The organism is Cellulosimicrobium sp. NPDC057127 (genome assembly GCF_042670945.1).
GTDB lineage: Bacteria > Actinomycetota > Actinomycetes > Actinomycetales > Cellulomonadaceae > Cellulosimicrobium.
Genome location: NZ_JBHUUP010000004.1, coordinates 112433 through 137353 on the forward strand (window position 1 = coordinate 112433; position 24921 = coordinate 137353).

General features: G+C 73.9%; 22 protein-coding genes. 10 read left to right on the forward strand and 12 right to left on the reverse strand.

Features of this window, described 5'->3' with window-relative positions; genetic code table 11:
* Nucleotides 1-59: 59 nt before the first annotated feature.
* Nucleotides 60-1712, forward strand: a complete 1653-nt coding sequence (locus tag ACFTZA_RS05525; RefSeq protein WP_378191649.1) for a fucose isomerase — start codon at nucleotides 60-62, stop codon at nucleotides 1710-1712.
* A 207-nt stretch (nucleotides 1713-1919) separates the two neighbouring features.
* Here ACFTZA_RS05525 and ACFTZA_RS05530 read toward each other — a convergent pair whose 3' ends face one another.
* On the reverse strand, nucleotides 1920-2378 hold the full coding sequence (locus tag ACFTZA_RS05530) for a VanZ family protein (RefSeq protein WP_378191651.1): 459 nt from the start codon (nucleotides 2376-2378) through the stop codon (nucleotides 1920-1922).
* Nucleotides 2379-2520: 142 nt separating this feature from the next.
* Here ACFTZA_RS05530 and ACFTZA_RS05535 point away from each other — a divergent pair, with 142 nt between their 5' ends.
* Together ACFTZA_RS05535 and ACFTZA_RS05540 are read left to right on the forward strand one after the other, a co-directional pair.
* Entirely contained in the window at nucleotides 2521-3537 is a 1017-nt protein-coding gene (locus ACFTZA_RS05535) for a TIGR03885 family FMN-dependent LLM class oxidoreductase (protein WP_378191653.1), read from the forward strand.
* The gene (locus ACFTZA_RS05540) at nucleotides 3534-5237 is read left to right on the forward strand and encodes an alpha-amylase family protein (RefSeq protein WP_378191655.1); all 1704 of its coding nucleotides are present in this window, start codon (nucleotides 3534-3536) and stop codon (nucleotides 5235-5237) included. The genes ACFTZA_RS05535 and ACFTZA_RS05540 overlap by 4 nt, the downstream gene beginning before the upstream one ends.
* Nucleotides 5238-5240: 3 nt before the next feature.
* Here the strand turns inward: ACFTZA_RS05540 and ACFTZA_RS05545 are convergent, their stop codons facing one another.
* The gene (locus tag ACFTZA_RS05545; RefSeq protein ID WP_378191657.1) at nucleotides 5241-5549 is read right to left on the reverse strand and encodes a hypothetical protein; all 309 of its coding nucleotides are present in this window, start codon (nucleotides 5547-5549) and stop codon (nucleotides 5241-5243) included.
* A gap of 126 nt (nucleotides 5550-5675) precedes the next feature.
* Here ACFTZA_RS05545 and ACFTZA_RS05550 point away from each other — a divergent pair, with 126 nt between their 5' ends.
* Nucleotides 5676-6785, forward strand: coding sequence for a threonine aldolase family protein (locus ACFTZA_RS05550; RefSeq protein ID WP_378191659.1), 1110 nt, complete (start codon nucleotides 5676-5678; stop codon nucleotides 6783-6785).
* Between the two features lie 47 nt (nucleotides 6786-6832).
* On the opposite strand, the gene ACFTZA_RS05555 is transcribed toward ACFTZA_RS05550, so the two are convergent.
* Nucleotides 6833-7852, reverse strand: coding sequence for a hypothetical protein (locus tag ACFTZA_RS05555; RefSeq protein WP_378191661.1), 1020 nt, complete (start codon nucleotides 7850-7852; stop codon nucleotides 6833-6835).
* A 110-nt stretch (nucleotides 7853-7962) separates the two neighbouring features.
* Between ACFTZA_RS05555 and ACFTZA_RS05560 the strand changes: the two genes are divergently transcribed.
* On the forward strand, nucleotides 7963-8376 hold the full coding sequence (locus ACFTZA_RS05560) for an SRPBCC domain-containing protein (protein WP_378191663.1): 414 nt from the start codon (nucleotides 7963-7965) through the stop codon (nucleotides 8374-8376).
* A gap of 86 nt (nucleotides 8377-8462) precedes the next feature.
* Entirely contained in the window at nucleotides 8463-9677 is a 1215-nt protein-coding gene (locus tag ACFTZA_RS05565) for a glycoside hydrolase family 3 N-terminal domain-containing protein (protein ID WP_378191665.1), read from the forward strand.
* A 113-nt stretch (nucleotides 9678-9790) separates the two neighbouring features.
* On the opposite strand, the gene ACFTZA_RS05570 is transcribed toward ACFTZA_RS05565, so the two are convergent.
* The 3 genes from ACFTZA_RS05570 to ACFTZA_RS05580 all read right to left on the reverse strand — a co-directional run bounded on the left by ACFTZA_RS05570 (nucleotide 9791) and on the right by ACFTZA_RS05580 (nucleotide 13775).
* Nucleotides 9791-10072: a hypothetical protein gene (locus ACFTZA_RS05570; RefSeq protein WP_378191667.1), complete on the reverse strand. Its 282-nt coding sequence runs from the start codon at nucleotides 10070-10072 to the stop codon at nucleotides 9791-9793.
* A gap of 10 nt (nucleotides 10073-10082) precedes the next feature.
* Entirely contained in the window at nucleotides 10083-11354 is a 1272-nt protein-coding gene (locus tag ACFTZA_RS05575) for an anion permease (protein ID WP_378191669.1), read from the reverse strand.
* 66 nt (nucleotides 11355-11420) lie between these two features.
* The gene (locus ACFTZA_RS05580) at nucleotides 11421-13775 is read right to left on the reverse strand and encodes a S9 family peptidase (protein ID WP_378191671.1); all 2355 of its coding nucleotides are present in this window, start codon (nucleotides 13773-13775) and stop codon (nucleotides 11421-11423) included.
* A gap of 173 nt (nucleotides 13776-13948) precedes the next feature.
* On the opposite strand from ACFTZA_RS05580, the gene ACFTZA_RS05585 reads away from it, so the two are divergent.
* Nucleotides 13949-14923: a GGDEF domain-containing protein gene (locus ACFTZA_RS05585; RefSeq protein ID WP_378191673.1), complete on the forward strand. Its 975-nt coding sequence runs from the start codon at nucleotides 13949-13951 to the stop codon at nucleotides 14921-14923.
* 24 nt (nucleotides 14924-14947) lie between these two features.
* Here the strand turns inward: ACFTZA_RS05585 and ACFTZA_RS05590 are convergent, their stop codons facing one another.
* From ACFTZA_RS05590 to ACFTZA_RS05615, 6 genes are all read right to left on the reverse strand, one after another.
* A complete protein-coding gene (locus tag ACFTZA_RS05590; RefSeq protein ID WP_378191674.1) occupies nucleotides 14948-16813 on the reverse strand; it encodes a PQQ-binding-like beta-propeller repeat protein in 1866 nt (621 codons plus the stop codon).
* Between the two features lie 82 nt (nucleotides 16814-16895).
* Nucleotides 16896-17615: an ABC transporter ATP-binding protein gene (locus ACFTZA_RS05595; protein WP_378191676.1), complete on the reverse strand. Its 720-nt coding sequence runs from the start codon at nucleotides 17613-17615 to the stop codon at nucleotides 16896-16898.
* Complete coding sequence (locus ACFTZA_RS05600; protein WP_378191678.1) at nucleotides 17602-18651, reverse strand: ABC transporter ATP-binding protein; 1050 nt, start codon at nucleotides 18649-18651, stop codon at nucleotides 17602-17604. The genes ACFTZA_RS05595 and ACFTZA_RS05600 overlap by 14 nt, the downstream gene beginning before the upstream one ends.
* The gene (locus ACFTZA_RS05605; RefSeq protein WP_378191680.1) at nucleotides 18648-19958 is read right to left on the reverse strand and encodes a branched-chain amino acid ABC transporter permease; all 1311 of its coding nucleotides are present in this window, start codon (nucleotides 19956-19958) and stop codon (nucleotides 18648-18650) included. The genes ACFTZA_RS05600 and ACFTZA_RS05605 overlap by 4 nt, the downstream gene beginning before the upstream one ends.
* Nucleotides 19955-21013 carry a branched-chain amino acid ABC transporter permease gene (locus tag ACFTZA_RS05610; protein ID WP_378191682.1) on the reverse strand — a complete coding sequence of 353 codons (1059 nt, stop codon included), beginning with the start codon at nucleotides 21011-21013 and terminating at the stop codon, nucleotides 19955-19957. The genes ACFTZA_RS05605 and ACFTZA_RS05610 overlap by 4 nt, the downstream gene beginning before the upstream one ends.
* A 117-nt stretch (nucleotides 21014-21130) precedes the next feature.
* Complete coding sequence (locus ACFTZA_RS05615; protein WP_378191684.1) at nucleotides 21131-22384, reverse strand: branched-chain amino acid ABC transporter substrate-binding protein; 1254 nt, start codon at nucleotides 22382-22384, stop codon at nucleotides 21131-21133.
* 375 nt (nucleotides 22385-22759) lie between these two features.
* Between ACFTZA_RS05615 and ACFTZA_RS05620 the strand changes: the two genes are divergently transcribed.
* The 3 genes from ACFTZA_RS05620 to ACFTZA_RS05630 all read left to right on the forward strand — a co-directional run bounded on the left by ACFTZA_RS05620 (nucleotide 22760) and on the right by ACFTZA_RS05630 (nucleotide 24882).
* Entirely contained in the window at nucleotides 22760-23233 is a 474-nt protein-coding gene (locus ACFTZA_RS05620) for a nitroreductase family deazaflavin-dependent oxidoreductase (RefSeq protein WP_378191686.1), read from the forward strand.
* A gap of 226 nt (nucleotides 23234-23459) precedes the next feature.
* A complete protein-coding gene (locus ACFTZA_RS05625; RefSeq protein ID WP_378191688.1) occupies nucleotides 23460-23663 on the forward strand; it encodes a cold-shock protein in 204 nt (67 codons plus the stop codon).
* Between the two features lie 382 nt (nucleotides 23664-24045).
* Nucleotides 24046-24882: a hypothetical protein gene (locus tag ACFTZA_RS05630; RefSeq protein ID WP_378191690.1), complete on the forward strand. Its 837-nt coding sequence runs from the start codon at nucleotides 24046-24048 to the stop codon at nucleotides 24880-24882.
* Nucleotides 24883-24921 lie beyond the last annotated feature (39 nt).

The window sequence follows — 24921 nt, forward strand, 5'->3', positions numbered from 1 at the left end:
AATCGATTACTGCCAGTCTCGCGACAGGCTCTGACCCACCGCACCGAAGGAGCACCCGCATGACCGAGGCACCCGCCTACGCGGTCCCCGCGCTCGCCGAGCCGGCCCCCGCGCCCGAGAACACCGTCTACCTCGTCGCGTCGGGCGACCTGCGCGAGTCCGCCAACGTCGCCGGCTGGCCGACCCAGGTCGAGCTCGAGCGCGTGCTCGCCGACGCGTTCGCCGCGAACGGTCGGAAGGTCGTGCGCGCGAACGAGGTCGACCCCGAGACCGGGCACGGCTTCATCAGCTCCCAGCGCATGGGCCTCGACGTGTTCGCGACGATCCCCCCGGACGCGCCGCTCGTCGTCGCCGAGGCCGTGTGGCAGTACAGCCACCACGTGCTCGCGGGCCTGCGCACGCACCGCGGCCCGATCCTCACGGCCGCGAACTTCGCGGGCGACTGGCCCGGCCTCGTCGGGCTGCTCGGCCTCAACGCCGGCCTGACGAAGATGGGCAAGGACTACTCGACCGTGTGGACCGTGGACGGGACCGACGTCTGGTTCCAGGACGCGGTCCGGTCCTGGGTGACGACCGGCCGCATCGAGCACGACGACGCGCACGTCCACGCCCTGCCCGAGCTGCCTCCGACGCCCGAGAAGGAGCTCGGGGACGCGCTCGCCGCCCAGCTGCTGCGCGAGAAGGCGATCATCGGCGTCTTCGACGAGGGCTGCATGGGGATGTACAACGCGATCTTCGACGACGAGCTGCTCAACGGCATCGGCATCTACAAGGAGCGCCTGTCGCAGTCCGCGCTGTGGGCCGAGATGCAGCGTGTCTCCGACGACGAGGCCGACGAGGTCCAGCGCTGGCTCGAGGACGCGGGCATGACGTTCCGCCTCGGCACCGACGAGGCGACCGAGCTCACGCCGGCGCAGCTGCGGTGGCAGCACAAGATGTACGTCGCGGCGCTGCGCATCGCCGACGACTTCGGCCTGGACGCCGTCGGCATCCAGTACCAGCAGGGCCTCAAGGACCTGTCCCCCGCCTCCGACCTCGCGGAGGGTCTGCTCAACAACGTGCAGCGCCCGCCGGTGCGCTCGCGCGACGGCGCCCGCGTGCTGTGGGAGGGCGAGGCGTTCCCGCACTTCAACGAGGCCGACGAGGGGGTCGCGGTCGACGCGCTCGTCACCAACCGGGTGTGGACGGCGATGGGCCTCGACCCCGCGACGACGCTGCACGACGTGCGCTGGGGCGAGGAGTGCGACGGGCAGTTCGTGTGGGTCTTCGAGATCTCCGGCTCCGTGCCGCCGTCGCACCTCGAGGGCGGCTACGCGGGCGCCGAGGGCTGGCGCCAGGACCCCGTGTTCTTCCCCGCGGGCGGGTCGACGATCAACGGCGTGTCGAAGCCGGGCGAGATCGTGTGGTCGCGCGTCTACATCGCCGACGGGATCCTCCAGGTCGACCTCGGCCGCGCGAGCGTCGTGGCGCTGCCCGAGGAGGAGACGCGTCGCCGCAAGGAGGCGACGAACCCGGAGTGGCCGATCATGCACGCGGTGCTGCACGGCGTGAGCCGCGACCAGTTCATGGCCCGGCACAAGGCGAACCACCTCAACGTCGCCTACGCGCCCGACGCCGCGACCGCCGACCGTGCACTCACCGCCAAGGCCGCGTTCTTCGCCGGTCTCGGCATGCCCGTCCACCTCTGCGGGGACACCACCCTGTCCCGCTGAGGTGGTCCGACGAACCCCGGGTTGCGCGCCGATCCACCGCCCGGACGGCGCGCAACCCGGGGTTCGGCACATCCGGCCCCCGGTAACCCGGGGTTCGGCGCATCCGGCCCCCGGTAACCCGGGGTTCGGCACGTCCGGCCCCCGGTAACCCGGGGTTCGGCACATCCGGAGACCGGTAACCCGGGGTTCGGCACGTCCGGAGACCGGTCAGCCCGTGACGCGCGGGCCGCGCCGGGAGCCGACGACGCCGACGACGGCCACCACCGCGAGCGCACCGAGCAGCGCGCCCCCGGTGTTGAGGACGACGTCCTGCACGGTCGGGACGCGGCCCGGCAGCACGTTCTGCGTGAGCTCGATCGCCGCCGACAGCGCCGCCCCGGCGAGCGTCACCACGCCGACGGTGGCCCACGCGCCGGGCACCGTGCCGCGACGGCGGCGGGCGCCCTCGCGCGCGAGCAGCAGCCCGAGCGCCCCGAAGGGCAGGAACATCACGACGTTCGCGGACGCCTCGAGGACGGGCAGCGTCATGGGGATGCCCAGCCCGCGCAGCACGTCGAGGGTCGCGGTGGCCCAGCCGGGCGCGGCGGTCGACTGCGGCGAGGGCCACAGGGTCACGACGAGGACGGCGGCGAGGTAGGCGGCGAACGTCCACGTCAGGAGGCGCATCGGCCCAGCGTAGGCGCGGCGCGGCCGTGGGGGCGGACGAGGGGCGGACGACGGGCGGCGACGTCGCCGGACGACCAGGCCGTCGGCACCGGTCCTGCCCTTCGACGCGCGGAGCGGCGCGTTGCTCGGTTCACTGGGCGCCATGGTCACCGTCGGCTTCCACGCCTCCCACGAGCAGATCCCGCCCGGTCCCCTCCTCGACGCGGCACGTCGTGCGGAGGAGGTCGGCTTGGACGCCGCGATGTGCTCCGACCACCTCGCGCCCTGGAGCGAGCGCCAGGGCGAGTCGGGCTTCGCGTGGTCGTGGCTCGGGGCCGCGCTCGCGACGACGACGCTGCCGTTCGGCGTCGTGACCGCGCCGGGCCAGCGCTACCACCCGGTGATCGTCGCGCAGGCGATCGCGACCCTCGGCGCGATGTTCCCGGGCCGGTTCTGGGCCGCGCTCGGCTCGGGCGAGGCGATGAACGAGCACGTGACGGGCGACCGCTGGCCGACGAAGGCCGAGCGCGACGACCGGCTGCGCGAGTGCGTCGACGTCATCCGCGCGCTGCTCGCGGGCGAGGAGGTCACGCACCGCGGGCACGTCACGGTGGACCGGGCGCGCGTCTGGTCGCTGCCCGACGTCGCGCCGCGCCTCGTCGGGCCTGCCGTCACCCCGGCGACGGCCCGCCGCCACGCCGCCTGGGCGGACGGCCTGGTCACGGTGAACCAGCCGGTCGAGACGCTGCGCCGCGTCGTCGGCGAGTACCGCGACGCGGGCGGTCGCGGGGCGCTCGCCCTCCAGGTGCACGTCGCGTGGGGCGCGGACGACGAGGCCGCGTTCGCCGTCGCCGACGACCAGTGGCGCTCGAACCTCCTGCCGCCGAGCGTGAACTGGCACCTGGAGACCCCCGAGCAGTACGACGCCGTCGCGGCGCTCGTGCGGCCCGAGGAGGTGCGGGGCACGGTGCTCGTCGAGCACGACGCGCAGCGGTTCGCCGACCGGGTCGCGGAGATGGTCGCGTGCGGGTTCGACGAGGTGTACCTGCACCACGTCGGGCAGCAGCAGGACGCGTTCCTCGACGCGGCCGGCGAGGCGCTCCTGCCGCGCCTGCGCGAGGCCGCGGGCGCCGCGACCGGCGGCACGGGTGCCGCCACGACCGACGGAGGTGCGGCGTGAGGATCCGCGACACCGGCGACCTGTGGTGGAAGAACGCCGTCGTCTACTGCCTGGACGTGGAGACGTTCATGGACTGGAACGACGACGGCATCGGGGACTTCCCGGGCCTGCTGCAACGCATCGACCACCTCGCCGACCTCGGCGTCACGTGCCTGTGGCTCATGCCGTTCTACTCGACGGCGGACCGCGACGACGGCTACGACATCACCGACTTCCTCGGGGTGGACGAGCGCCTGGGCGACCTGGGCGACGTCGTCGAGCTGGTCCGCACGGCCCGCGACCGGGGCATCCGCGTGATCGTCGACCTGGTCGTCAACCACACCTCGGACCGGCACCCGTGGTTCCGCAGCGCGCGCCGCTCCGTCGACGACACGTTCCGCGACTTCTACGTGTGGCGCACCGACGAGCCGCCGCCCACGAAGGACCAGGTGGTGTTCCCCGACCAGGAGGACGGCATCTGGACGCTCGACGAGCGCACCGACCAGTGGTACCGGCACCGGTTCTACCGGCACCAGCCCGACCTCAACACGGCCAACCCGCAGGTGCGCGACGCGATCGCGAAGACGATCGGCTTCTGGCTCGAGCTGGGCGTCTCCGGCTTCCGCGTCGACGCCGTGCCGTACGCGCTCACCGACGCCGCCGCGAACCCGGACGACGAGATCGACGACCCGCACGACCTCCTGCGCGTGCTGCGCGCGTTCGTCGGCCGCCGCTCGGGCGACGCGATCCTCATGGGCGAGGTGAACCTGCCCTACGTCGACCAGGCGCGCTACTTCGGTGACGGGCAGCCGACGGACGGCGACCCGGGCGGCACGACGAACTCCGAGCTCACCATGCAGTTCGACTTCAACGCGATGCAGGCGATGTACCTGTCGCTCGCCCGGCACGACGCCGGCCCGCTCGCCGCGTCCCTGCGGTCGCGCCCGCCCATCCCGCACGACACGCAGTGGGCGACGTTCGTGCGCAACCACGACGAGCTGACGCTCGACAAGCTCACGGACGAGGAGCGCCAGGAGGTGTTCGCGGCGTTCGGACCCGAGGAGGAGATGCAGCTCTACGGGCGCGGGCTGCGCCGTCGGCTGCCCCCGATGCTGGGCGGCGAGCCGCGCCGGGTGCGCATGGTCTACGCCCTGCTGTTCAGCCTGCCGGGCACGCCCGTGCTGTTCTACGGCGAGGAGATCGGCATGGGCGAGAACCTCGACGTGCCGGGGCGGCTCGCCGTGCGCACGCCCATGCAGTGGACGTCGGACCGTCACGGCGGGTTCTCGCGCGCGAACGCCCGCCGGCTGGCCGCGCCGCTGCCCGACGACGGCTACGCGCCCCAGCACGTGAACGTCGCCGACCAGCGGCGCGACCCCGACTCGCTCCTGATGTTCGTGCGTCTGCTCGCCCACCGCTACCGCGAGTGCCCCGAGCTCGGCTGGGGCGAGCCGCAGGTGCTCGACCAGCCGAACCCGGCGGTCCTCGCGCTGCGGACCACGTGGCAGGACGCCTCGATGGTGACGCTGCACAACCTGTCACCGGACCCGGCGGTCGTGCCGCTCGAGCTGGGCGAGGTGCCGCAGGACGCGCGGCTCGTCGACCTGCTCGACGCGGACGACGTCGAGTGCTCGCCCGACGGCGCGGCCGAGGTCCGGCTCGACGGGTACGGCTACCGCTGGCTGCGCATCACGCACCCGGGCTCGCGCCGGCTGCTGTGAGCCTCAGCGCCCAGGCGTCGGCTCGTCCGGCCCGACGGGCGGGCCGGGCGACGGCGGCTGGTCGGGGTCGAGCGGGTCGTGCCGGCGGGGCTCGTCCGGCGACCGCGCCGGGTCGGGCGGCGGGCCGGGCGACGCCGGAGGCTCGACCCCCGGCTCCCCCGGCCGCGTCGGCTCCACCGGACCGGTGGGCTCCGCCGGCCCGGCGGGGTCGTGCGGCTCGCCCTGGTTCGCGAACCTTTGGCGCTCGTCGCGCGGGAGCCCGGAGAAGTTCGGGTCGTCGGGCACTGCGCCCGGGTCGGGGATCGTGGACATGGCTGCACCTCCGGCCGTTTCCCGACGCCGTCGTCGGCGTCGTCCCTGCCGACGCTAGCCCGGTGCCCGGGATCTCGCCCGCGGCGGGCGGGGCGGTCGGGCGGGAGGGCGCCCTACCCTGAGCACGTGACCACGTTCGCCTCGGACAACTACGCACCGGCCCACCCCGACGTCCTCGCCGCGCTCGCGGCCGCGAGCGCCGGGCACGAGATCTCGTACGGGGAGGACCCGTGGACGGGGCGGCTGCAGGACGTCGTGCGCGACCGCTTCGGTCCGGACGCGGCCGCGTACCCGGTGCTCACGGGGACGGGCGCGAACGTCGTGGCGCTCATGGCGACGCTGCCGCGCTGGGGCGCGGTGGTGGCCTCGGAGCACGCGCACCTCAACACGGACGAGAACGGCGCCCCGGAGCGGGTCGGCGGCGTCAAGGTGCTCACCGTCCCGGCCCCGGACGGGAGGCTGACGCCCGCGGCGGTCGAGCGGTTCGCGGGCGACCTCGGCGACCCGCACCGCGCGCAGCCCCTCGTCGTGTCCCTCACCCAGGCGACGGAGCTCGGCACGGTCTACACGCCCGAGCAGGTCCGGGCGGTGGCCGACGCCGCCCACGCCCACGGCATGCGCGTGCACCTGGACGGGTCGCGGCTCGCCAACGCCGCCGCGTCGCTCGACCTGCCGCTGCGCGCGCTGACCACCGACGCGGGCGTCGACGTGCTGTCGTTCGGCGGGACGAAGAACGGTCTCGCGCTCGGCGAGGCGGTGCTCGTGCTCGACCCGTCGGCGGTGGACGGCGTGGAGTTCGTCCGCAAGGCGACGATGCAGCTCGCCTCGAAGATGCGGTACGTGTCCGCGCAGCTCCTCGCGCTGTTCGAGCCGGTGGGCGCCCCGGTGGCCGACGTCGACGAGCTCGCGGACGCCGACGAGCTGTGGTTGCGCAACGCACGGCACGCCAACGCGATGGCCGCCCGGCTGCGGGCGGGTCTCGAGGGCTCGGCGGGCTCGGGCGTCGTGTTCACGCAGCCGACCGAGGCGAACGCCGTGTTCGCGACGCTGCCGCGCGCCGTCGTCCAGCGGCTGCGCGAGCGGCACCGGTTCTACGACTGGGCGCCGGGCGAGACGCCGGACCGCGTCGAGGTGCGGTGGATGTGCGCGTGGGACACCACGGTGCCGGACATCGACGAGTTCGTGGCGGACGTCCACGCCGCCCTCGCCGAGGTAGAGCGTCCGGTCGCGAGATAGAACCCCCGGGCCTCTACCTCGCGGCCTGAGCTTCTACCTCGCGGCCGCTACGTCGCGGCACCGGCCGGGAGGGCCGCGCCGACGACGCGCGCCACCTCGGGCACGGCGAGGTACCCGGCCGCGACACCGTCGGGGAGCAGCAGCGCGGCCGCGTGGTGCCCGGGCGCGCGGTTGTCGACGACGAGCTCCTCGATCACCGCGGAGCCCGGCCCGAGCGGCAGCTCGCGAGGCCCGAGGTCGTGCAGCGCGAGGGCGTCGCGCGGGTCGCGCGCGGCCACCCACCGGTGCACCGACGACGGCACGCGCAGCGGCGCGCGGGCGGCGAGGACGTCCCGTACCGCCCGGACGGCGAGCGGCGACCCGAGCGTGACGAGCAGGGGCACGTCCCAGTCGGCCCCGCCGCCGGGCCGCCGCAGGTCGTGCTCGCGCAGCACGGAGTACGCGACGACGGACCCCAGCGAGTGCGCGACGACGACGGCCGGCTCGTCGGTCGGCATGGCGGCGGTGAGCGCGTCGTCGATCGGGCGCCGCACGTCGGGGTCGTGCACGTAGGCCCACACGTCGCGCACGAGGAGCAGCAGCGCGACGCCGCTCAGCCCGGGCACGTACCGGTCGAGCGCGGACAGCAGCCGGTTCGCCACCCCGCCCAGGCCCCCCAGGTCCACGCCGACCCCGGACGGCCGGACCGCTCGCGCGTCGTGGGCGCCCGCGTCGTCCACGCCCGCACCACGCAGCACCTCGCGCGCGACGTCCACGAGGAACGCGAGCTCGTCCTCGGGCAGCGCGCCCAGGTCGGTCGCGCCGAGGCCGTTCACGCCCGGATCGGTCGCGCCGAGGTCGGTCGCGCCCGGTACGGCGTGCACGGTGACGGGCGGGGCGACGTCGCCCCGGGCGAGCGCCGCGAGGGTGTCGCCGTAGTAGACGAAGGAGGCGTCGTCGTCGGACAGCCGCCGCGGCGTCCCGGCCGCGTGGAGACCGGCGCGCAGCGCCGTGAGCCACGTGCGCTCCAGCTCCTCCGGGTCGAGGCCCTGGTTGTCGCGGCCGTGGACGAGGACGAGTCGGGTCACGCGGGCGAACCTACCCAGCCGCGCGGCGCCCCGCCGCACGGGCGTCCGTCGTGCCGCACGCGCCGGGACGGTCTACGGTCGCTCCAGGCCCCACCCCCCAGGAGGTACCCATGACCGGTCACACCACGACCTGCACCGTCCACGTCGCGCGCCCGCCGGAGGTCGTGTGGTCGCAGATGGTCCACCCCGGCGCGCGCTGGATGCTCGGCATGAACGTCGAGACCGACTACCGGCCGGGCAGCCCCGTGACGTTCGAGGGCCACTACATGGGCCGCGAGTTCGCGGACTGGGGCAAGGTCGTCGAGGTGGAGCGTCCGCGCCTCCTGCGGTTCACGCACTTCTCCCCGACGATGGACCTGCCGGACGAGCCCGAGAACTACCACGACATCTCGATCACGCTCGAGCCCGACGAGTCCGGCACCGTCGTGCACGTGCTCGAGGAGAACATCGAGACGGCCGACCGCGCGGAGCGCGCCCACGACCTGTGGTGCAAGGCGCTCGCGACGCTCGCCGGGCACGACTGACCGCCGCGCTCGGGCCGCGGTGACGCCCCGCCGACGACGTCGGGGCGTCACCGCGACCGGCTACGGTGTGCGTCGGAGGTGGTCCCGTGGGCAGCCGAGCGCGGACGACGTGGGTCGTCGTCGCCGTCGTCACGACGCTCGCCGCGCTCGCCGCCGTCGCCTGGTACGTGCTGCGGCCCGTAGGCCCGCAGCAGCCTGCGCCCACGCCGACCGCCACCAGCCCTGACGTGCCGGCGTCGCCCGCCCCGTCCCCGACGCCGTCCACGCCGCCGCCCGACCCGCTCGCCGGGTGGACGCTGGAGCAGAAGGTCGGCCAGCTCCTCATGGTCGGCGTGGACGTGCGCTCGCCGCAGCAGGCGAGCTACGACGCCGTGGCTCAGCGGCACGTCGGCAACGTGTTCCTGGCGGGCCGCTCGCAGGCGGGTACCGGCCCGACGGCGGACCTCGTCGCCGGCTTCACGTCCCTCGTCTCCCCCGAGACGACGCAGGGCACCCCGCTGTTCGTCGCGACGGACCAGGAGGGCGGGTACGTCCAGGTGCTGCGCGGTCCGGGGTTCTCCGACATCCCGACCGCGCTCGACCAGTCGCGGCTCGACCCCGGGACGCTGCAGCGCGACGCGACCACGTGGGGCTCCGAGCTCGCCGCCGCGGGGGTGAACCTCAACCTCGCGCCCGTGATGGACCTGGTGCCCGAGGAGTCCGCCGCGCAGAACCCGCCGGTCGGGTACTTCGAGCGCAGCTACGGCTTCACGCCCGACGTCGTGACGTCGCACGCGAACGCGTTCAGCGCCGGCATGGAGGCCGCCGGGGTCGACGTGACGATCAAGCACTTCCCCGGCCTCGGTCGCGTCACCGCGAACACCGACACGACCGCCGGGGTGACCGACTCCGTGACGACGCGCGACGACGCGTCCGTGCAGGTCTTCGCGTCCGGCATCGAGGCCGGCGCGGCGTTCGTCATGACGTCGTCGGCCGTCTACACCCAGATCGACCCCGACCTGCCGGCCGCGCTCTCGCCCGTGGTCGTGGACGGCATGCTGCGCGGGGACCTCGGGTTCGACGGCGTCGTCATCACCGACGACGTCTCGGCCGCCGCACAGGTGCAGCCCTGGTCCCCCGCCGACCGTGCCGTGCTGACGATCGAGGCGGGCGGCGACATGGTGCTCGCCTCCGCCGACCCGACGGTCGTGGCGGAGATGGCCGCCGCGCTCGTCGAGCGCGCCTCCCAGGACGACGCGTTCGCGGCGAAGGTCGACGCCGCGGTCCTGCGGGTCCTCGCGGCCAAGGAGCGCCTGGGCTGACCGGGCGCTGCACGAGATAGAGGGTTCCCGCCGAGGTAGAGGGGAATCTCCCCCTCTCTCTGCGGGAACCCTCTACCTCGCGGGCACCGGGCGGAGCGGCCGGACGCGGGAGGTCAGTGGCCTCCGCTCGCGAGGAAGACGATGCCGCCCGCGACGGCGAGCACGACGACGAGGAAGCAGATCCCGCCCGCGATGAGTCGCGCGATCGAGGGGCGCTCGACCGTCACGACGTCTCCCGAGGGTGTGAGCTGCGCGCCGTCGACGTCGACCGCGGCGGGCGTGGTGCGCCCGGCCGCGAGACGGACGCCCAGCGCGAACAGCGCCGGCAGACCGGCGCCGACGATCAGACCGGCGACGACGACCTTGAGCAGGGAGTCGATCTCGATGAAGGACACGAGGCTCCTCTCAGACGCCGGCGCGCTGGCGGGCGCGCTGCGGCTCGGTGGACGGTGCGGCGGTGACCGCGCCCTCCTCGGACGAGGCGGTGGCGGCGACGGCGGGGGTGACGGCCGCGTCGGCGAGCGCGGGCTCGGCGTCGGCGTCGGACGACGCGGCGCCGTCCTCCCAGTCGTCGTTGACGTTGCGGTGGTCGACGGGCTTGCGGCGCGAGGCGACCCAGATCGCGACGGACGTCGCGATGAGGATGCCGAACACGGCGGCGGTGCCGAGCGCACCGCCGATGCCCGCCTGGATCCAGAAGCACAGCGCGCCGACGAGGCCGGCCGCCGGCAGGGTCAGGCCCCACGCGGCGAGCATGCGGCCGGCGACGCCCCAGCGCACCTTCGCGCCCGGCATGCCGACGCCCGAGCCGAGGATCGAGCCGGTGGCGACGTGCGTCGTCGACAGCGAGAAGCCGAAGAACCCGGACAGCAGGATGACGGCGGCGGAGGACGTCTCGGCGGCCATGCCCTGACGGGTGTCGATCTCGACGAGGCCCTTGCCGAGCGTGCGGATGATGCGCCAGCCGCCGAGGTACGTGCCCAGCGCCATGAACCCGGCGCACGAGACGATGACCCAGAACGGCACGCCCGAGTCCGCCGGGACGGCACCGCCCGCGATGAGGGCGAGGAGGATGATGCCCATCGACTTCTGGGCGTCGTTGGTGCCGTGCGCGAGCGAGACGAGCGACGCGGAGCCCACCTGGCCCCAGCGGAACGCCCGGGTGCTCGTGCTCTCGGGGACGCCGCGCGTCTGGCGCGCGACGAGCCACGTGCCGACGGCGGCCACGCCGATCGCGACCAGCGGGGCGAGCAGCGCGGGGATCAGCACCTTCGCGGCGACGCCCGTCCACAGGACGCCCGACGTGCCGACGGCGGCGAGCACGGAGCCCACCACGCCGCCGACGAGGGCGTGCGACGAGCTCGACGGCAGGCCGAGCAACCACGTCAGCAGGTTCCAGGAGATGCCGCCGACGAGGCCCGCGAGCACCACCTCGAGGGTGATCACCTGGGCGTCGACGAGGCCCTTCGCGATCGTCGCGGCGACCGCGAGCGACAGGAAGGCGCCGATCATGTTGAGGACGGCGGACAGGGCGACGGCGGTCTTGGGCTTGAGGGCGCGCGTGGCGATGGAGGTGGCCATCGCGTTGCCCGTGTCGTGGAAGCCGTTCGTGAAGTCGAAGGCCAGTGCGGTCACGACGACGAGCACCAGCAGAAGCGTCTCGGTCACGTCGTCCATGGTGGGGGCACGCAGAACCCCCGCTCGACCATCCTGTGGATTCTTCTGCCACTGTTCATCGTCAGTTCACCGAGCGTTCGAAGCCCTGTTCGAACGCTCCTCCGTCGCTCCGGCAAGGCCGAGCACGTCGAGGACCCACGCGTCCTCGTACGCCACCTCGCGCCACCCCTCGTACCGGCCGGAGACACCGCCGTGGCCGGCGTTCATCTCGATCCTGAGCAGCGCCGGCGCGCCGGCCGCGCGCAGGCGCGCGACCCACTTCGCGGGCTCGACGTAGAGCACCCGGGTGTCGTTGAGGCTCGTCACGGCGAGGATGCGGGGGTAGTGCGACGCGTCGTCGGGCACGTTCTCGTACGGCGTGTAGGCGCGCATGTAGCGGTAGACGTCGGGGTCGTGCAGCGGGTCGCCCCACTCGTCCCACTCCACGACCGTCAGCGGCAGCGACGGGTCGAGGATCGACGTCAGCGCGTCGACGAACGGGACCTGCGCGAGGACCCCGGCGAACAGCTCGGGCGCGAGGTTGGTGACCGCGCCCATGAGCAGGCCGCCCGCGGACCCGCCCTGGGCGACCATCCGCTCCGGGCTGGTCCAGCCGGCCTCCACGAGGTGCCGGGCGACCGCGACGAAGTCCGTGAACGTGTTCTGCTTCGCGAGCGTCTTGCCGTCGTCGTACCAGGCGCGGCCCATCTCGCCCCCGCCGCGCACGTGCGCGACGGCGAACACGACACCACGGTCGAGCAGCGACAGCCGCGCGACCGAGAACGTCGGGTCGATGCTGATCTCGTACGACCCGTACCCGTACAGCAGCAGCGGCGCGGGCTCCGCCCCGGTGCCCGTCGCGTCGAGGCCGAGCGCGTCGCGGCGCCACACGAGGGAGACCGGCACGCGCGTGCCGTCCTCGGCCGTGGCCCAGTCGCGGCGCTGCACGTAGTCCGCGGGGTCGTAGCCGCCCAGCACGGGCTGGCGCCTGCGCAGCGCGAGCTCGCCGGTCGCGACGTCCAGGTCGTAGACGGACGCGGGCGTGACGAAGCTCGTGCACGACAGCCGGACCGTGGGCTGGTCCCACTCCGGGTTCGGGCCGAGCCCTGCCGTGTACAGCGGCTCGTCGAACGGGACCTCGCGCACGTGCCACGGCGCGCCCGGCGCCGAGAGGTCGACGACGCCGAGGCGCGCGAGCGCGTCACGGCGGTACGACAGCACGAGGTGGCCGGCGAACGCGTCGACGGCCTCCAGGCGCGTGGCCGGGTCGTGCGGCACGACGACGCGCGCCCCCGCCGGGCCGATCGCCGCCGTCTCCGCCTCGTCGGGGGACGGCGCGGCGGCCGTCGCGCCGGTCCCGGGCACGTCGACGACGGCGAGCTCGAAGTTCTCCGCGCCGTCGTTGTGCAGCACGAGCAGCACGTCGGCCGACGCTCCGCCGGCACCGCCGGAGGGCTGTACCGTCATCGGGCCGTCGTCACCGGCGGCACCCCGGGTGCGGTCGAGCGCCGCGAGCCACGACGCCGGCACCACGGCGTGCTCGACCGTGTACTCGACGCCCTCGCGCCGCGGCCACACGACGCGTGCGGGCGACGTCGGGTCGTCCGCGTCGACGAGCCACGTCTCGGACGTGATCTTCGACCCGACGTCGATCTGCACGAACCGGCGCGACCGGGAGACCCCCACGCCCACCCAGTACCGCTCGTCCGGCTCCTCCAGCACGACGACGTCCTGCTCGGCCGGGGTGCCGATCTCGTGGCGCCACACGCGCCAGGGGCGCCACGCGTCGTCCACGGTCGGGTAGAACACGTACCGGCCGTCCGGGGACAGGACGGCGCCCGGGAACGTGCCGGGGACGACGTCGGGCAGGTCCTCGCCCGAGACGAGGTCGCGCACGCGCAGCGTGTACCGCTCGTCGCCGACCACGTCCACCGCGTAGACGAGCAGGCGCCCGTCCTCGGACACGTCGAACGCGCCGAGCGAGAAGTACTCGTGGCCCTCGGCCTCGACGTTGTCGTCGAGGAGCACCTGCTCGCCGGGGACGGGGACGCCCGGCTCGAGGACGGGCGGGGGGGTCCACGCGGCCGGCGCGTCGGGCCCGAGCGTGGCGTCGACCGCGGCGCGCGCGTGGATCGGGTACTGCTTGCCCTCGACCGTGCGCGCGTAGTACCAGTGACCGCCCTGGCGCACCGGGACCGACAGGTCGGTCTCCTGCGTCCTGCCCTTGATCTCCTCGAAGATCTGCTGCCGCAGGCCGGCGAGGTGAGCGAGCTCCGCCTCGGTGTACGCGTTCTCCGCCTCGAGGTGGGCGACCACCTCCGGGGACTCCTTGCCGCGCAGCCACTCGTAGTCGTCGGTGACGGTGTCACCGTGGTGCGTGCGCGTCGTCGGGCGCCGGGGCGCGACGGGGGCGGACGGGAGGGCCGTGACGTCGTCGGGCATCCGGCCAGCGTAGTGCCGGACCACGCCCGGATCAGGCCCGGACCGGGCCCGGACGAGGTCGGCGGACCGACGGTGACCGAGGGCTGGCCGTCGTGTGAACAGTGGCCGAACATCGGCGTGGGCGCGCCACCACCCCCTCCCGCGCCCGGCACCGGGGCGACGACACTGTGCGCGTGTACGACGCGATCACGCACCTCGCCCGCCAGACGACGGCGCGCGCGGCGGCCGACCGCACCGGGCTCGTCGGCCAGCTCGCCCGGCCGGTCATGGTGGTCGGCTCGTCCATCCCGGTCGGCCAGCTCGAGGTCGTCTTCCGCCGCCCCGACGTCGACTGCGTCGCCGTCCAGGACGACGAGGGCGAGGACCGGCTCGGCCTCGTCATGCGAGCGGCGCTCGCGTCGGCCCTGACCGGGCGGCTGGGCTACGGCAGGGCGGTCCTGGAGCGTCGTCCCGCCTCCACCGTGACGGACTGGTCGCCGCTCGTGGTGGACCGGGCGTCCTCCGTCTCCGACGTCGCGACGCACGCCATGTCCCGGCCGGGGACACGGCGCTACGACGACGTGCTGGTCGGCGGCTCGGGCCACTGGGCGAGCGTGAGCGCGGCCGACCTGATGCGCTCGCTCGTCAGCACGCTCGCCGCCCAGTCCACGCGGGACCACCTCACGGGCCTGGCCACCCGCCGGGCCACGTGGCACCTGCTCGCGCAGCGGTGCCGCCTCGTGGCGAGCAGCGGTACGCGCGTCGCCCTCGTGCTGCTCGACGTCCGCGGCATGTCCGCGGTCAACGCGCGCCACGGGCAGCCGACCGGCGACGCCGTCCTCGTCGAGCTCGCGGACCGGCTCGGCACCGCGCTCCCGCGCGGGTGCGAGGCAGGGCGGGTCGACGGCGACCGCTTCGCCGTGCTCGCCACGCTGCCCGCCATGGACGACATCCAGGCCGCGGTGTCCGTCGAGGCCCTGCGCGCCGAGATCGTCGGGCACCTCACCGCGCCGTCCCGCGCGCTCCCGGCGGACGCCTGGCCGTCGGTGGACACCGCGACCGTCTGGTCCGTCGCCGGTGCCGCCGACGCGGACGAGCTCGTCCGCGAGGCGGAGCACCGCCTCGCCGCGGCCCGGTCGGCGCTCCCGGACCCGTACCTCACGGCCTGACGCGCGGCTGCGTCGTGCGGTGCGTCACCCCAGCCGGGTCACGGACCGTTCGTCCACCACGAGCAGCGCCCCCTGCACCGCGAGCGGCCAGGCGTTCTCGCCGAGGTCGGTCCGCCACACGACGTCGCCGTCGGCCAGGTCCACCGCGACGAGGTGCTGGTCGCGACCCGACCAGTCCTGGGTCCCGACGATCACGTGCTCGCCATCGGTGAACGCCGTCGTCCGGGCGAGCGCACCCGCCTCCTCGGGCTCGTCGGGGTCGCGCAGCTCCGCCTCCTCGACGGCCCAGCGCTGCCGCCCCGTGCCGACGTCGAGCGCGACGAGCCCGTCGGCCCGCGAGAGCACGACGGCGCCCCCGGCCACGGCCAGCACCTCGTCGGGGATCCCCGCGTCGGGCGCCGACCACAGCGCTCCGCCCTCGGCCCCGTGCGCCGCGACCACGCCTTGCTCGCGCAGCAGACGCACGTCGAGGTCGTACCCGTCCGACGCCCAGGGCAGGAAGAGCGGTCCGGGCGGCTCCCACCGGACGGACCCGTCGGGCGCGAGGGTCGCCGACCCGTGGTCCTCCGGCACCGCGCCGTCGGACGACCAGCCCATCTGGCCCGTGGCGTCGCGGTAGAACGAGCCGTCCGGGAGCCGGACGACGGCGTCGGCGGGCGCGGCCGGGTCGTCGAGCCGCGTGCCGTCCGGGGCGAACCAGGCCGACACACCGCACCCGTCGACCTGGACCACGCCGCCCGTGGCGCTCCCCCAGAGGTTCTCGAGGTCGGCGAGCGAGCGCGCGCCGTCGCCCACGTCGCTCCAGGTGACGCACCGCCACCCGCCGTCGTCCGCGAAGGGCAGCTCGTGCCGCCAGCGCTCCTCGCCCGTGACCGCGTCCTCGAGCACGACCACGACGTCGCGCCCCACCGGGACGTCTGCCGGCACGCCGGTGGTCTCGTCCATGTCGAGCTCGGCCCCGTGCTCGGCGGGGACCTCCCCGACGCGCAGCGTGCGCACGAGGGAGCCGTCCGGGCCGGGGGCCGCCACCCCGTCGGCGGCGTCGAGGGCCCGACGGGCCAGCACCGCCCCGTCGGCGCCGAGCACGAGGACCTCGCGCGCGACCGGTGGGTCGACCGAGGCCACCGGGGCCACCTGTGCCGGGGTGGTGTCCGGGAAGCCGACGAGGCACACCACCTCGTCGCTCGTGGCGGTGCTCGTCCCGAACCGGTACCCGAACGGGCTGCCGCAGTACACGGCGTCGCCGGCCTCCGTGCGCCAGCGCTCCGCCCCCGTCGCGAGGTCGTGCGCCACGACGTCGTCGTCCTGGACCGTGACGACCGCGCCGGCGACCACGTCGAGCGCCCCGGGGACGGTGCCCTCGACCGACCACCTCTCGTCCGGTGCCGCCAGCATCGGCGCCACACCGCCGGGTGCCTCCCGCAGGCGGGCGAGGTCCGCGCGCGACTGCGCCGCGTCCACCGTCGCCATGCCGCCGAGCACCACCACGACGCCGACGACCGACGCCGCGACGACGCGCCGCCGACGGCGACGGGCCGCCTTGCGCAGGGGACCGTCGTCGGCGCCCGGGTCGTCGTCCCCGTCGTCGAGGCTCCCGTCGTCGCGGCCCCCGCCGTCGAGGCCGTGGACCTCGAGGCCGTGGGGGTCCTGGGTGGCGTCGAGACCGTGGGCGCCGACGTCCTGCGCGACCCCGAGCATCCCGACCTCGGCGTCCGCGGGGTCAGGACGCCGGTCGCCGGGCCGGTGCCCGTGCCGCGGGTCGTCGAGGCGCGCGTCGGGCGGCGTCGTCAGGTCGAGGACCGGGTCCGCGTCGACGTCGTCCGCGAACCCGTCGTCGACGAGCTCGAACGTGTGGCGGTCGGCCTTGGCCGCGCGGCGTCGCAGGGGCACCCCCCGATCGTAGGCGTCGATCATGGGGATCACGCGACGGCCGGGGATCACGCGACGGCTCGGGTCGTGCGACGGCTCGGGATCATGCGACGCCCAGGTACGCCTCCTTGATGCTCGAGTCGGCGAGCAGGTCCCTGCCGGCACCGGTGCGCACCACCTCACCCGTCTCCAGCACGTACGCGCGGTCGGACCGCGACAGCGCCTGCTGCGCGTTCTGCTCGACGAGCAGCACCGTGGTGCCCTGGGCGTTGATCTCCGAGACGATGCGGAAGATCTGCTGGATGATCATGGGCGCGAGACCCATCGACGGCTCGTCCAGCAGGAGCAGCCGCGGCCGGGCCATGAGCGCGCGCCCGATGGCGAGCATCTGCTGCTCGCCGCCCGACATCGTGCCGCCCACCTGGTCCTTGCGCTCGGCGAGCCGGGGGAACAGCTCGAAGACGCGGTCCAGCGTCTCGTCGTGCTCGGCCTTCGACGCGAACGTGCGGGCGTACGCGCCCATCTCGAGGTTCTCGATCACGGTCATGCCCGGGAAGATGCCGCGCCCCTCGGGCGCCTGGACGATGCCCTCGAGCACCCGCAGGTGCGGCTTCATCCGCGTGATGTCCTTGCCGTCGAACAGCACGCGCCCGCGCGCGACGGGGCGGATGCCGGAGATGGCGCGCATCGTCGTCGTCTTGCCCGCGCCGTTGGCGCCGATGAGCGTGACCAGCTCGCCCTCCTCGACGGTGATCGAGATGCCGCGCACCGCCTCGATGCGCCCGTAGGCGACCGTCATGTCCTGCAGCTCAAGCAGAGGCATCGCCACCGCCCCCTTCGCTCGTGGTGCTCGCCCCGTCGGCCACCTCGTCGTCCGGCACGCCGAGGTACGCGGCGACGACCTTGGGGTCGTTCGTCACCTCGTCGGGCGTGCCGTCCGCGATGACGCGGCCGAACTCGAGCACGACGATCCGGTCGGTCACGCCGCGGACGAGGCGCATGTCGTGCTCGATGAGCAGGACGGTGTACCCGTCATCGCGAATGTGGCGGATGAGGTCCATGAGGGCCTCCTTCTCCGCCGGGTTGAAGCCTGCCGCAGGCTCGTCGAGGCACAGCAGCTTGGGCTCCGTCGCGAGGGCGCGCGCGATCTCCAGGCGACGCTGGTCGCCGTAGGAGAGGTTGCGCGCCTTCTCGGTGGCCCGTCCGCCGACCCCGACGAACTCCAGCAGCGCCATGCCGCGGTCGATCGCGTCGCGCTCCTCGCGCCGGTGCCGCCCGAGCCGCAGGAGCGCCCCCGGCACGGACGTGCGGTGCCGTGCGTCCGTGCCGACGACCACGTTCTCCAGCGCCGTCATCTCGTTGAACAGCCGGATGTTCTGGAACGTCCGGGCGATGCCGCGCTGCGTGATCTGGTAGCGCTTGAGCTTGCCGACCGGTGCGCCGTCGAACACCACCCGTCCCGACGTGGGCCGGTAGACCCCCGTCATGGCGTTGAACGCGGTCGTCTTGCCCGCGCCGTTCGGGCCGATGAGGCCGAGGATCTCGCCACGCCGGATCTCGAACGTGACGTCGTCGAGCGCGGTGAGCCCGCCGAACTGGACCGTGACGTGGTCCATCTGGAGCAGCGGCTCGCCGACGCGGGCGTGCACCGTGCGGTCGGGCGCGACCATCGCGTCGACAAGCTCGCGGTTCGCGAGCTCGGGGCGCACGGCCTCGACGTCGACGACGACCGGCTCGTCGAGGACGGCGCCGGGCATGTAGCGGTCGGCGCGCGAGGACTCGGCGCAACCGGACGCCGCGAGGTGCTCGTCGCCGTGCTCGCCGCCCGCCCCGATGCCGCCGGGGTCGTGGGTGCTCATCGGGTCTCCTCCCCGGTCGTCGTCGCCGCGCCGTCCCGACGGGCGACGCCCTGCGCGCTCCTGCGGGCGGCGACGTACAGCTCGCGGCCGTAGGTGAGCAGCTTCTGCCGGACGGGTATCAGCCCCTGCGGCCGGAAGATCATGAGCACCACGAGCGCGAGGCCGAAGAACAGGTAGCGGTAGCTCGCGATCTCGTTGCCGTCGATCGGGATGCCGAACAGCTGCGTCCTGCCGAGGAAGAAGTTCGGCACGTAGACGATGATGAACGCCCCGAGGATGACCCCGAGCTTGTTGCCCTGGCCGCCCAGCACGACCGCGCACAGGAACAGCACCGAGTTGATGACGTTGAAGTTCGTCGGGATGACGAACTGGACCTGTCCCGCGTAGAGCGCGCCCGCGACGCCGCCGATCGACGCACCGATGACGAACGCCCACAGCTTGAACCGGAACGTGGGGACGCCCATGATCTCGGCGGCGTCCTCGTCCTCGCGGATCGCGACCCACGCGCGGCCCACGCGCGAGCGCTCGAGGTTCCCCACGAGCAGTAGCGAGATCACGATGAACAGCAGGCTCACCCAGTACCACCACACGCCCGAGTTGAGCGTGCCGCTCGCGTTGCCCGCGGAGAAGACGCCGCTCGGCAGGTCCTCCGTGACGCCGAGCCGCGGGTAGGCCACGCCGCGCAGGCCCTGGCCCCCGCCCGTGAGCTCGTCGAGGTTGTCCGCGAGCAGGCGCACGATCTCGCCGAAGCCGAGCGTCACGATCGCCAGGTAGTCGCCGCGCAGCCGCAGCGTGGGCGACCCGAGGATCAGCCCGGAGATCGCCGTGATCGCGACGGCGACGGGCAGCGCGGCGAGCCACGCCCACTCGCGGGTGAGCCAGTCGCCCTCGCCCGCCTGGTTCCACGGGCTGTCCGGGCTCGTGAGGATCGCGACCGTGTACGCGCCGATCGCGTAGAAGCCGACGTACCCCAGGTCGAGCAGGCCGGCCTGGCCGACGACGACGTTGAGGCCGATCGCGATGAGCGCGATCATGCCGAACTGCGCCATGACGCCGCCGAAGTTCGTGCCGACGGTCGTCAGCACCGGGATGTTCAGGATCGGCACGAGCGCGACGAACAGCAGGAACGGCACGCCGATCAGCCACTGCGTCGGGCGCGCGAGCGCGTCCCACCAGAGGCGGAGGCGGTCGCCCACGCCGCCGTGCGGACGGTCCTTGGTCGGGACCCGGCCCGCGGGCGGGAGGGTCGGCCGCGGCGACGACCCGGTGGGGGCGTCCGGTCCGGGTGCGGGTGTCGACGTGCTCATGCGCGGGCCCTCCCCAGCGACTCCCCGAGGATGCCCGTCGGGCGGAACATCAGGACGATGATGAGGAGCGCGAACGCGACGACGTCGCGCCACTCCGTACCGAACACGACCTGCCCGTAGTTCTCCATGACACCGAGCAGGAGGCCGCCGAGCAGCGCGCCGCGCAGGTTGCCGATGCCGCCGAGCACCGCGGCGGAGAACGCCTTGATGCCGAGGATGAACCCGCCGGAGTAGATGATCCCGTTCGGCACGCGCAACGTGTAGAGGAGCGCCGCCGCGCCGGCGAGGATGCCGCCGATGAGGAACGTCAGCATGATGACGCGCTCGCGCGAGACGCCCATGAGCGTCGCCGTCACCGGGTCCTGCGCGACGGCGCGGATGCCGCGGCCGAACTTCGTGCGGTTGATGAACAGGTCGGTCGCGAGCGCCAGGACCAGCGCGGACAGGATGATGACGAGCGTGACGTTGGTGACCGCCGCGCCGCCGACCGTGAACTGCACCTCGGGCTGGACGAGCCGGATCGGCTGCTCGGCGTTGACGCCGCCCAGCTCGCCGCCCGTGAGCCGCGGGAGCACGAAGTGCACGAACTCCTGGAGCACGAACGACATGCCTATCGCGGTGATGAGGAACACCAGCGCGGGAGCGCCGCGCCGGCGCAGCGGACGGTACGCGACGCGCTCCAGCCCGACGGCGGCACCGCCGGCCACGACCATGCCGCCGAGCATCGCGACGCCCAGGTAGAAGACCGTCAGTCCGATCCCCATGTCCCACGCGTCGCCCATCGGGTAGAAGCCGAGGAGCAGGAGCGTGGCGTACTGCCCGAACATGCCGAGCATGAAGACCTCGGAGTGGGCGAAGTTGATGAGCCGCAGCACGCCGTAGACGAGCGTGTAGCCGACGGCGACGAGCGCGTAGATCGCGCCGTACGTGAGGCCCTCGATGGTCAGGCCCCAGAAGTTGCGGCCGAGCCCGGCGAGGTCGAAGTCGATGAGCGACTGGTGGACGAGTGGACCGGCGGTCGCGCTGGTCATCAGCGCGTCAGCAAGGGCGGGCATGACGCTCCTTGGGGAGGCTTGCGGGATCGAACGGGGTCGTGGTCCGCGACGGGCGCCCCGCCCGGCCCGCCCCACCGGGAGGCGGGGTGGCTGGGCGAGGCGCCCGTCGTCGTCGGACTACTGGACCTCGTAGATCCAGATGAGCGCTGCGGAGAGCTCGCCCGTCTCGTCCCACTCGTAGGCGCGGGCCAGGCCCTCACCGGAGTAGTTCGCCACGTGGTCGAGCATCCCCGCACGGTCGGTCACGCCCGAGGCGATGCCGGCGAGCATGATCGTCGCGAGGTCGTAGCCCTCGACGGAGTACACGCCCGGTGCCTGGCCGTTGATCTCCTCGTACGTCGCCGCGAACTCGTCCGGCGCGGGACCGCACGGGCAGGACAGGATCGCGCCCTCGGACGAGCCGCCCGCCTGCGAGACGAACTGCGGGTCGTTCGTGCCGTCCGCCGAGACGAACGGGAGGTCGACGCCGCCGTCGCGCAGCTGCTGGACGAAGGGCGCGGCCTCCGCGTAGTAGCCGGCGTAGAACACGGCGTCCGCGTCGGCGCCCGAGATGATCTGGACCGCGGCGGAGAAATCCTTGTCGCCCGTCTTCACCTCGGCGGCGCAGTCCGCGTTCGCGGCGTCGCCGAGGCCTGACGTGATCTGCTCGGCGAGGCCGATGCCGTAGTCGGAGTTGTCGGTGACGACGCAGACGCTGCCGTAGCCGAGCGTGTCCGTCATGTACTGCGCGACGGCCGGGCCCTGCACGGCGTCGTTGGCGAGGCCGCGGTAGAAGGTGGACCAGCCGTTCGTCGTCAGGTCGGGGTTCGTCGCCGACGCGGACAGCGACAGCAGGCCCGCCTGGTTGAACACGTCGCCCGTCGCCGCGGTCTCGCCCGAGAACGCGGGGCCGAGGAGCCCGAGGACGCTCGCGTCGCCGACGATCTGCGGGGCCACCTGGGTGGCCTTCTGGGGGTCGCCCTCGGTGTCGAACTGCTTGATCTCGACCTGGCAGCCCGGGTTGGCCTCGTTGAACGCCTCGACCGCGACGGTCGCGCCGTAGAGGATGTTGAGACCGAGCGCGGCGTTCGGTCCCGTGAGGGCTCCGGCCATCGCGATCGACGTGCCCTCGGCGCACTCGGCGCTGCCGTCGCCCGCCGGGTCGACCGCCCCGCCGGACTCCTCAGCGGGGACCTCGGCGCCCTCCGCGTCGATCTGGACGGACGGGACGATGCTCAGCTCCCCACCCCCGGACTCACCGGTCTCGGTCGAGGTACCGGTCGTCTCCTCGTCGCCGCCGCCCTGGGACTGGGGTCCGCAGGCGGTCAGGACGAGCGTGGCCGCCAGGAGCAGGGCCGCACCTCCGCTCGCCCGCCGTGCTGTGCGATGCATGCCAACCTCCGTGGTCCAGATCCCCCGCGACGACGGGCCGTCGGCCCTCCCCCGCGTTCGATCGCCGATATCACCGTCGAAATCGCGTGGTGAATAGTGACACAGGTCACGGTCACTGGATACCCGCCCCCCGATGCGCCCGTCGGTGGCCTCCGCGGCATCTCGGAGGCCACCGACCGGCGAATCCGCAGGAATCGGCACCTCCGTGATCCTGGGTGACGCGAAGGTAGGCCGGTCGGATTTCGCGAACCGCCGCGAGTTGTTACCGACCTGTAACGCGCGGGTCTCTCTTCGGCCGCGGACCTGGTACGTCCGTGCTGCTGTCGCGCGCGTCGCCCGGGTGGGCACCACGACGCCGGGTCGTACCGTGGGGCGATGGGTATCGCCTCGTCCGCCCTGCACACGCGCTGGTTCGTGCGCGCACCGGTCGCCCTCTTCCGCGCCGGCCTCGGCGGGGTCTTCGGCGGTCGCCTGCTCCTGCTCGTGCACCGCGGGCGGTCGAGCGGACAGGCCCGGTACGCCGTCCTCGAGGTCTCGGGCCGCCCCGCCCGGGACCGGTACGTCGTCGTCGCCGGGCTGGGACCGCGCTCGCAGTGGTACCGCAACGTCGTCGCGGAGCCGCGCGTGCTCGTCCGCACCGGCGCGCGACGGGCGGCCCGTGCCGTCGCGACCACGCTCGAGCCGGACGACGGCGCCCGCCTGCTCGCGGAGTACGCCGCGGCCTCGCCCCGGTCCTGGGGCACGCTCGAGCCGGTCGTGCGCGAGTGGGCGGAGCCGCTCGCGAGATCGCGCGGCGTGGCCGACTGGCGCCGCGTGGTGCCGGTCGTGGAGCTCGCACTGGTTCGCTGAGGGCGTGAGGGCGCGTACGGTGGACCCGGCCCGATCCGTAGCCAAGAACGGGACCAGCCTGTACCGTGGGCCGCGAGATTGCAGTGCCTCGCTTGTCCTCGCGCTGAGGTGACACCCTCGGGTGCACCCCGGCGGACCTTGTTACCCCAAGAGTTGACGACGAACACCGTGATGTACGCCCCCGCGACCGTGGGGGGTGAAGGTTGACACTCTTGAAGGAGTAACCATGGCTACCGGAACCGTGAAGTGGTTCAACAGCGAGAAGGGCTACGGCTTCATCGCTCCCGAGGACGGCTCGGCCGACGTGTTCGCGCACTACTCCGCGATCCAGTCGCAGGGCTTCCGCACGCTGGAGGAGAACCAGCGTGTCGAGTTCGACGTGACGCAGGGCCCCAAGGGCCCGCAGGCGGAGAACATCCGCGCCGTCTGATCTCGACGGCCGCCGGCTCGACCGGCGACGTCTGATCTTTCACCGAACGCCCCCCTGACCGTCGCGGTCGGGGGGCGTTCGTGCGTCCCGGTCTCGGGGCGCCGCACGCACCGCCGGTCGCCGAGCCCCGGGTTGGCCGTCACCCCGACCGCTCCGTGACACGTAACCCCGGGGTCGACACCGCCGGTCGCCGAACCCCGGGTTGGCCGTCACCCCGACCGCTCCGTGACACGTAACCCCGTGTTCGGCGGAGGAACCGCTGACCGACGACGGTCGTTGCACGGGGAGAGGTCTCCGACCTCCAGGCGCCTCGACCCACGCGACCCCGTCGCCGACGGCGACCGTCCCCTCGACCAGACCGCCACACCTCCGGAGGCGAACCATGGGATTCCTCGACCGACTCCTCGGCCGCGAGCCGCGCGACCCGCAGCACGGCGGCCACGGACAGGGCTCGTACGGACAGGGGTCGTACGGACAGGGGTCGTACGGACAGGGCTCGCACGGACACGGCGACGACCTGCGCGGAGGCTACGGCTCCGCCGCGTCGCAGCCCACGCAGTACCCCGCGCCGGGATCCGCGCCTGCGTACGGCACCCAGGACGCACCGGACTCCTCGCAGCGGGGCTCGTCCCGGCAGCGGACACCGGACGAGATCGCGGTGGACCGGTACCGGTACATGCTGCGCACGGCGCCGCCGGACGCGGTCGAGGAGGCGCACGCCGAGGCGTTCGCACGCCTGACCCCGGAGCAGCGCCGCCAGGTGCTCGCCGAGCTGGGCGGGTCGGTCCCGACGAACGAGCGGGCGACGTCCGACTCCCCGCACGACCTCGCGCGCATGGCGACGCGCGCCGAGATGCGCCGACCGGGCACGCTGGAGCGGTCCTTCGGCGGGCAGGGTGGCGGCCCGGGGCTCGGTTCGATGGTGGGCTCGAGCATGCTCGGGACGATCGCCGGTGTCGTCATCGGCTCCGCGGTCGCGAACGCGCTGTTCGGGCCGGCGTTCGGCGACCCGACGCAGCCCGTCGCGGAGGACGCCGCCGCCGCGGAGGACCCGGGGGCCGACGGTGGCGCGGAGAGCGGCGCGGACGCCGGAGCCGAACCGGGCGACGGCGGGGCCGGGGACGCCGGCATGACGGAGGCGGGCGCGGCCGACTCCGGAGACGGCGGGTTCGGTGACTTCGGCGGGTTCGAGGACTTCGGAGGCTTCGGGGAGTTCTGAGCCCCGGGCCCGCGCCCACGTCGCCGCCGGGGCGGGCGG

Coding starts and splice junctions, on each gene's coding strand:
- ACFTZA_RS05620 (WP_378191686.1), top strand. CDS start 22,760: ATGGGTATCGCCTCGTCCGCCCTGCACACGCGCTGGTTCGTGCGCGCA.
- ACFTZA_RS05605 (WP_378191680.1), bottom strand. CDS start 19,958: ATGAGCACGTCGACACCCGCACCCGGACCGGACGCCCCCACCGGGTCG.
- ACFTZA_RS05595 (WP_378191676.1), bottom strand. CDS start 17,615: ATGCCTCTGCTTGAGCTGCAGGACATGACGGTCGCCTACGGGCGCATC.
- ACFTZA_RS05615 (WP_378191684.1), bottom strand. CDS start 22,384: ATGCATCGCACAGCACGGCGGGCGAGCGGAGGTGCGGCCCTGCTCCTG.
- ACFTZA_RS05580 (WP_378191671.1), bottom strand. CDS start 13,775: ATGCCCGACGACGTCACGGCCCTCCCGTCCGCCCCCGTCGCGCCCCGG.
- ACFTZA_RS05545 (WP_378191657.1), bottom strand. CDS start 5,549: ATGTCCACGATCCCCGACCCGGGCGCAGTGCCCGACGACCCGAACTTC.
- ACFTZA_RS05575 (WP_378191669.1), bottom strand. CDS start 11,354: ATGGACGACGTGACCGAGACGCTTCTGCTGGTGCTCGTCGTCGTGACC.
- ACFTZA_RS05630 (WP_378191690.1), top strand. CDS start 24,046: ATGGGATTCCTCGACCGACTCCTCGGCCGCGAGCCGCGCGACCCGCAG.
- ACFTZA_RS05625 (WP_378191688.1), top strand. CDS start 23,460: ATGGCTACCGGAACCGTGAAGTGGTTCAACAGCGAGAAGGGCTACGGC.
- ACFTZA_RS05560 (WP_378191663.1), top strand. CDS start 7,963: ATGACCGGTCACACCACGACCTGCACCGTCCACGTCGCGCGCCCGCCG.
- ACFTZA_RS05535 (WP_378191653.1), top strand. CDS start 2,521: ATGGTCACCGTCGGCTTCCACGCCTCCCACGAGCAGATCCCGCCCGGT.
- ACFTZA_RS05525 (WP_378191649.1), top strand. CDS start 60: ATGACCGAGGCACCCGCCTACGCGGTCCCCGCGCTCGCCGAGCCGGCC.
- ACFTZA_RS05600 (WP_378191678.1), bottom strand. CDS start 18,651: ATGAGCACCCACGACCCCGGCGGCATCGGGGCGGGCGGCGAGCACGGC.
- ACFTZA_RS05610 (WP_378191682.1), bottom strand. CDS start 21,013: ATGCCCGCCCTTGCTGACGCGCTGATGACCAGCGCGACCGCCGGTCCA.
- ACFTZA_RS05530 (WP_378191651.1), bottom strand. CDS start 2,378: ATGCGCCTCCTGACGTGGACGTTCGCCGCCTACCTCGCCGCCGTCCTC.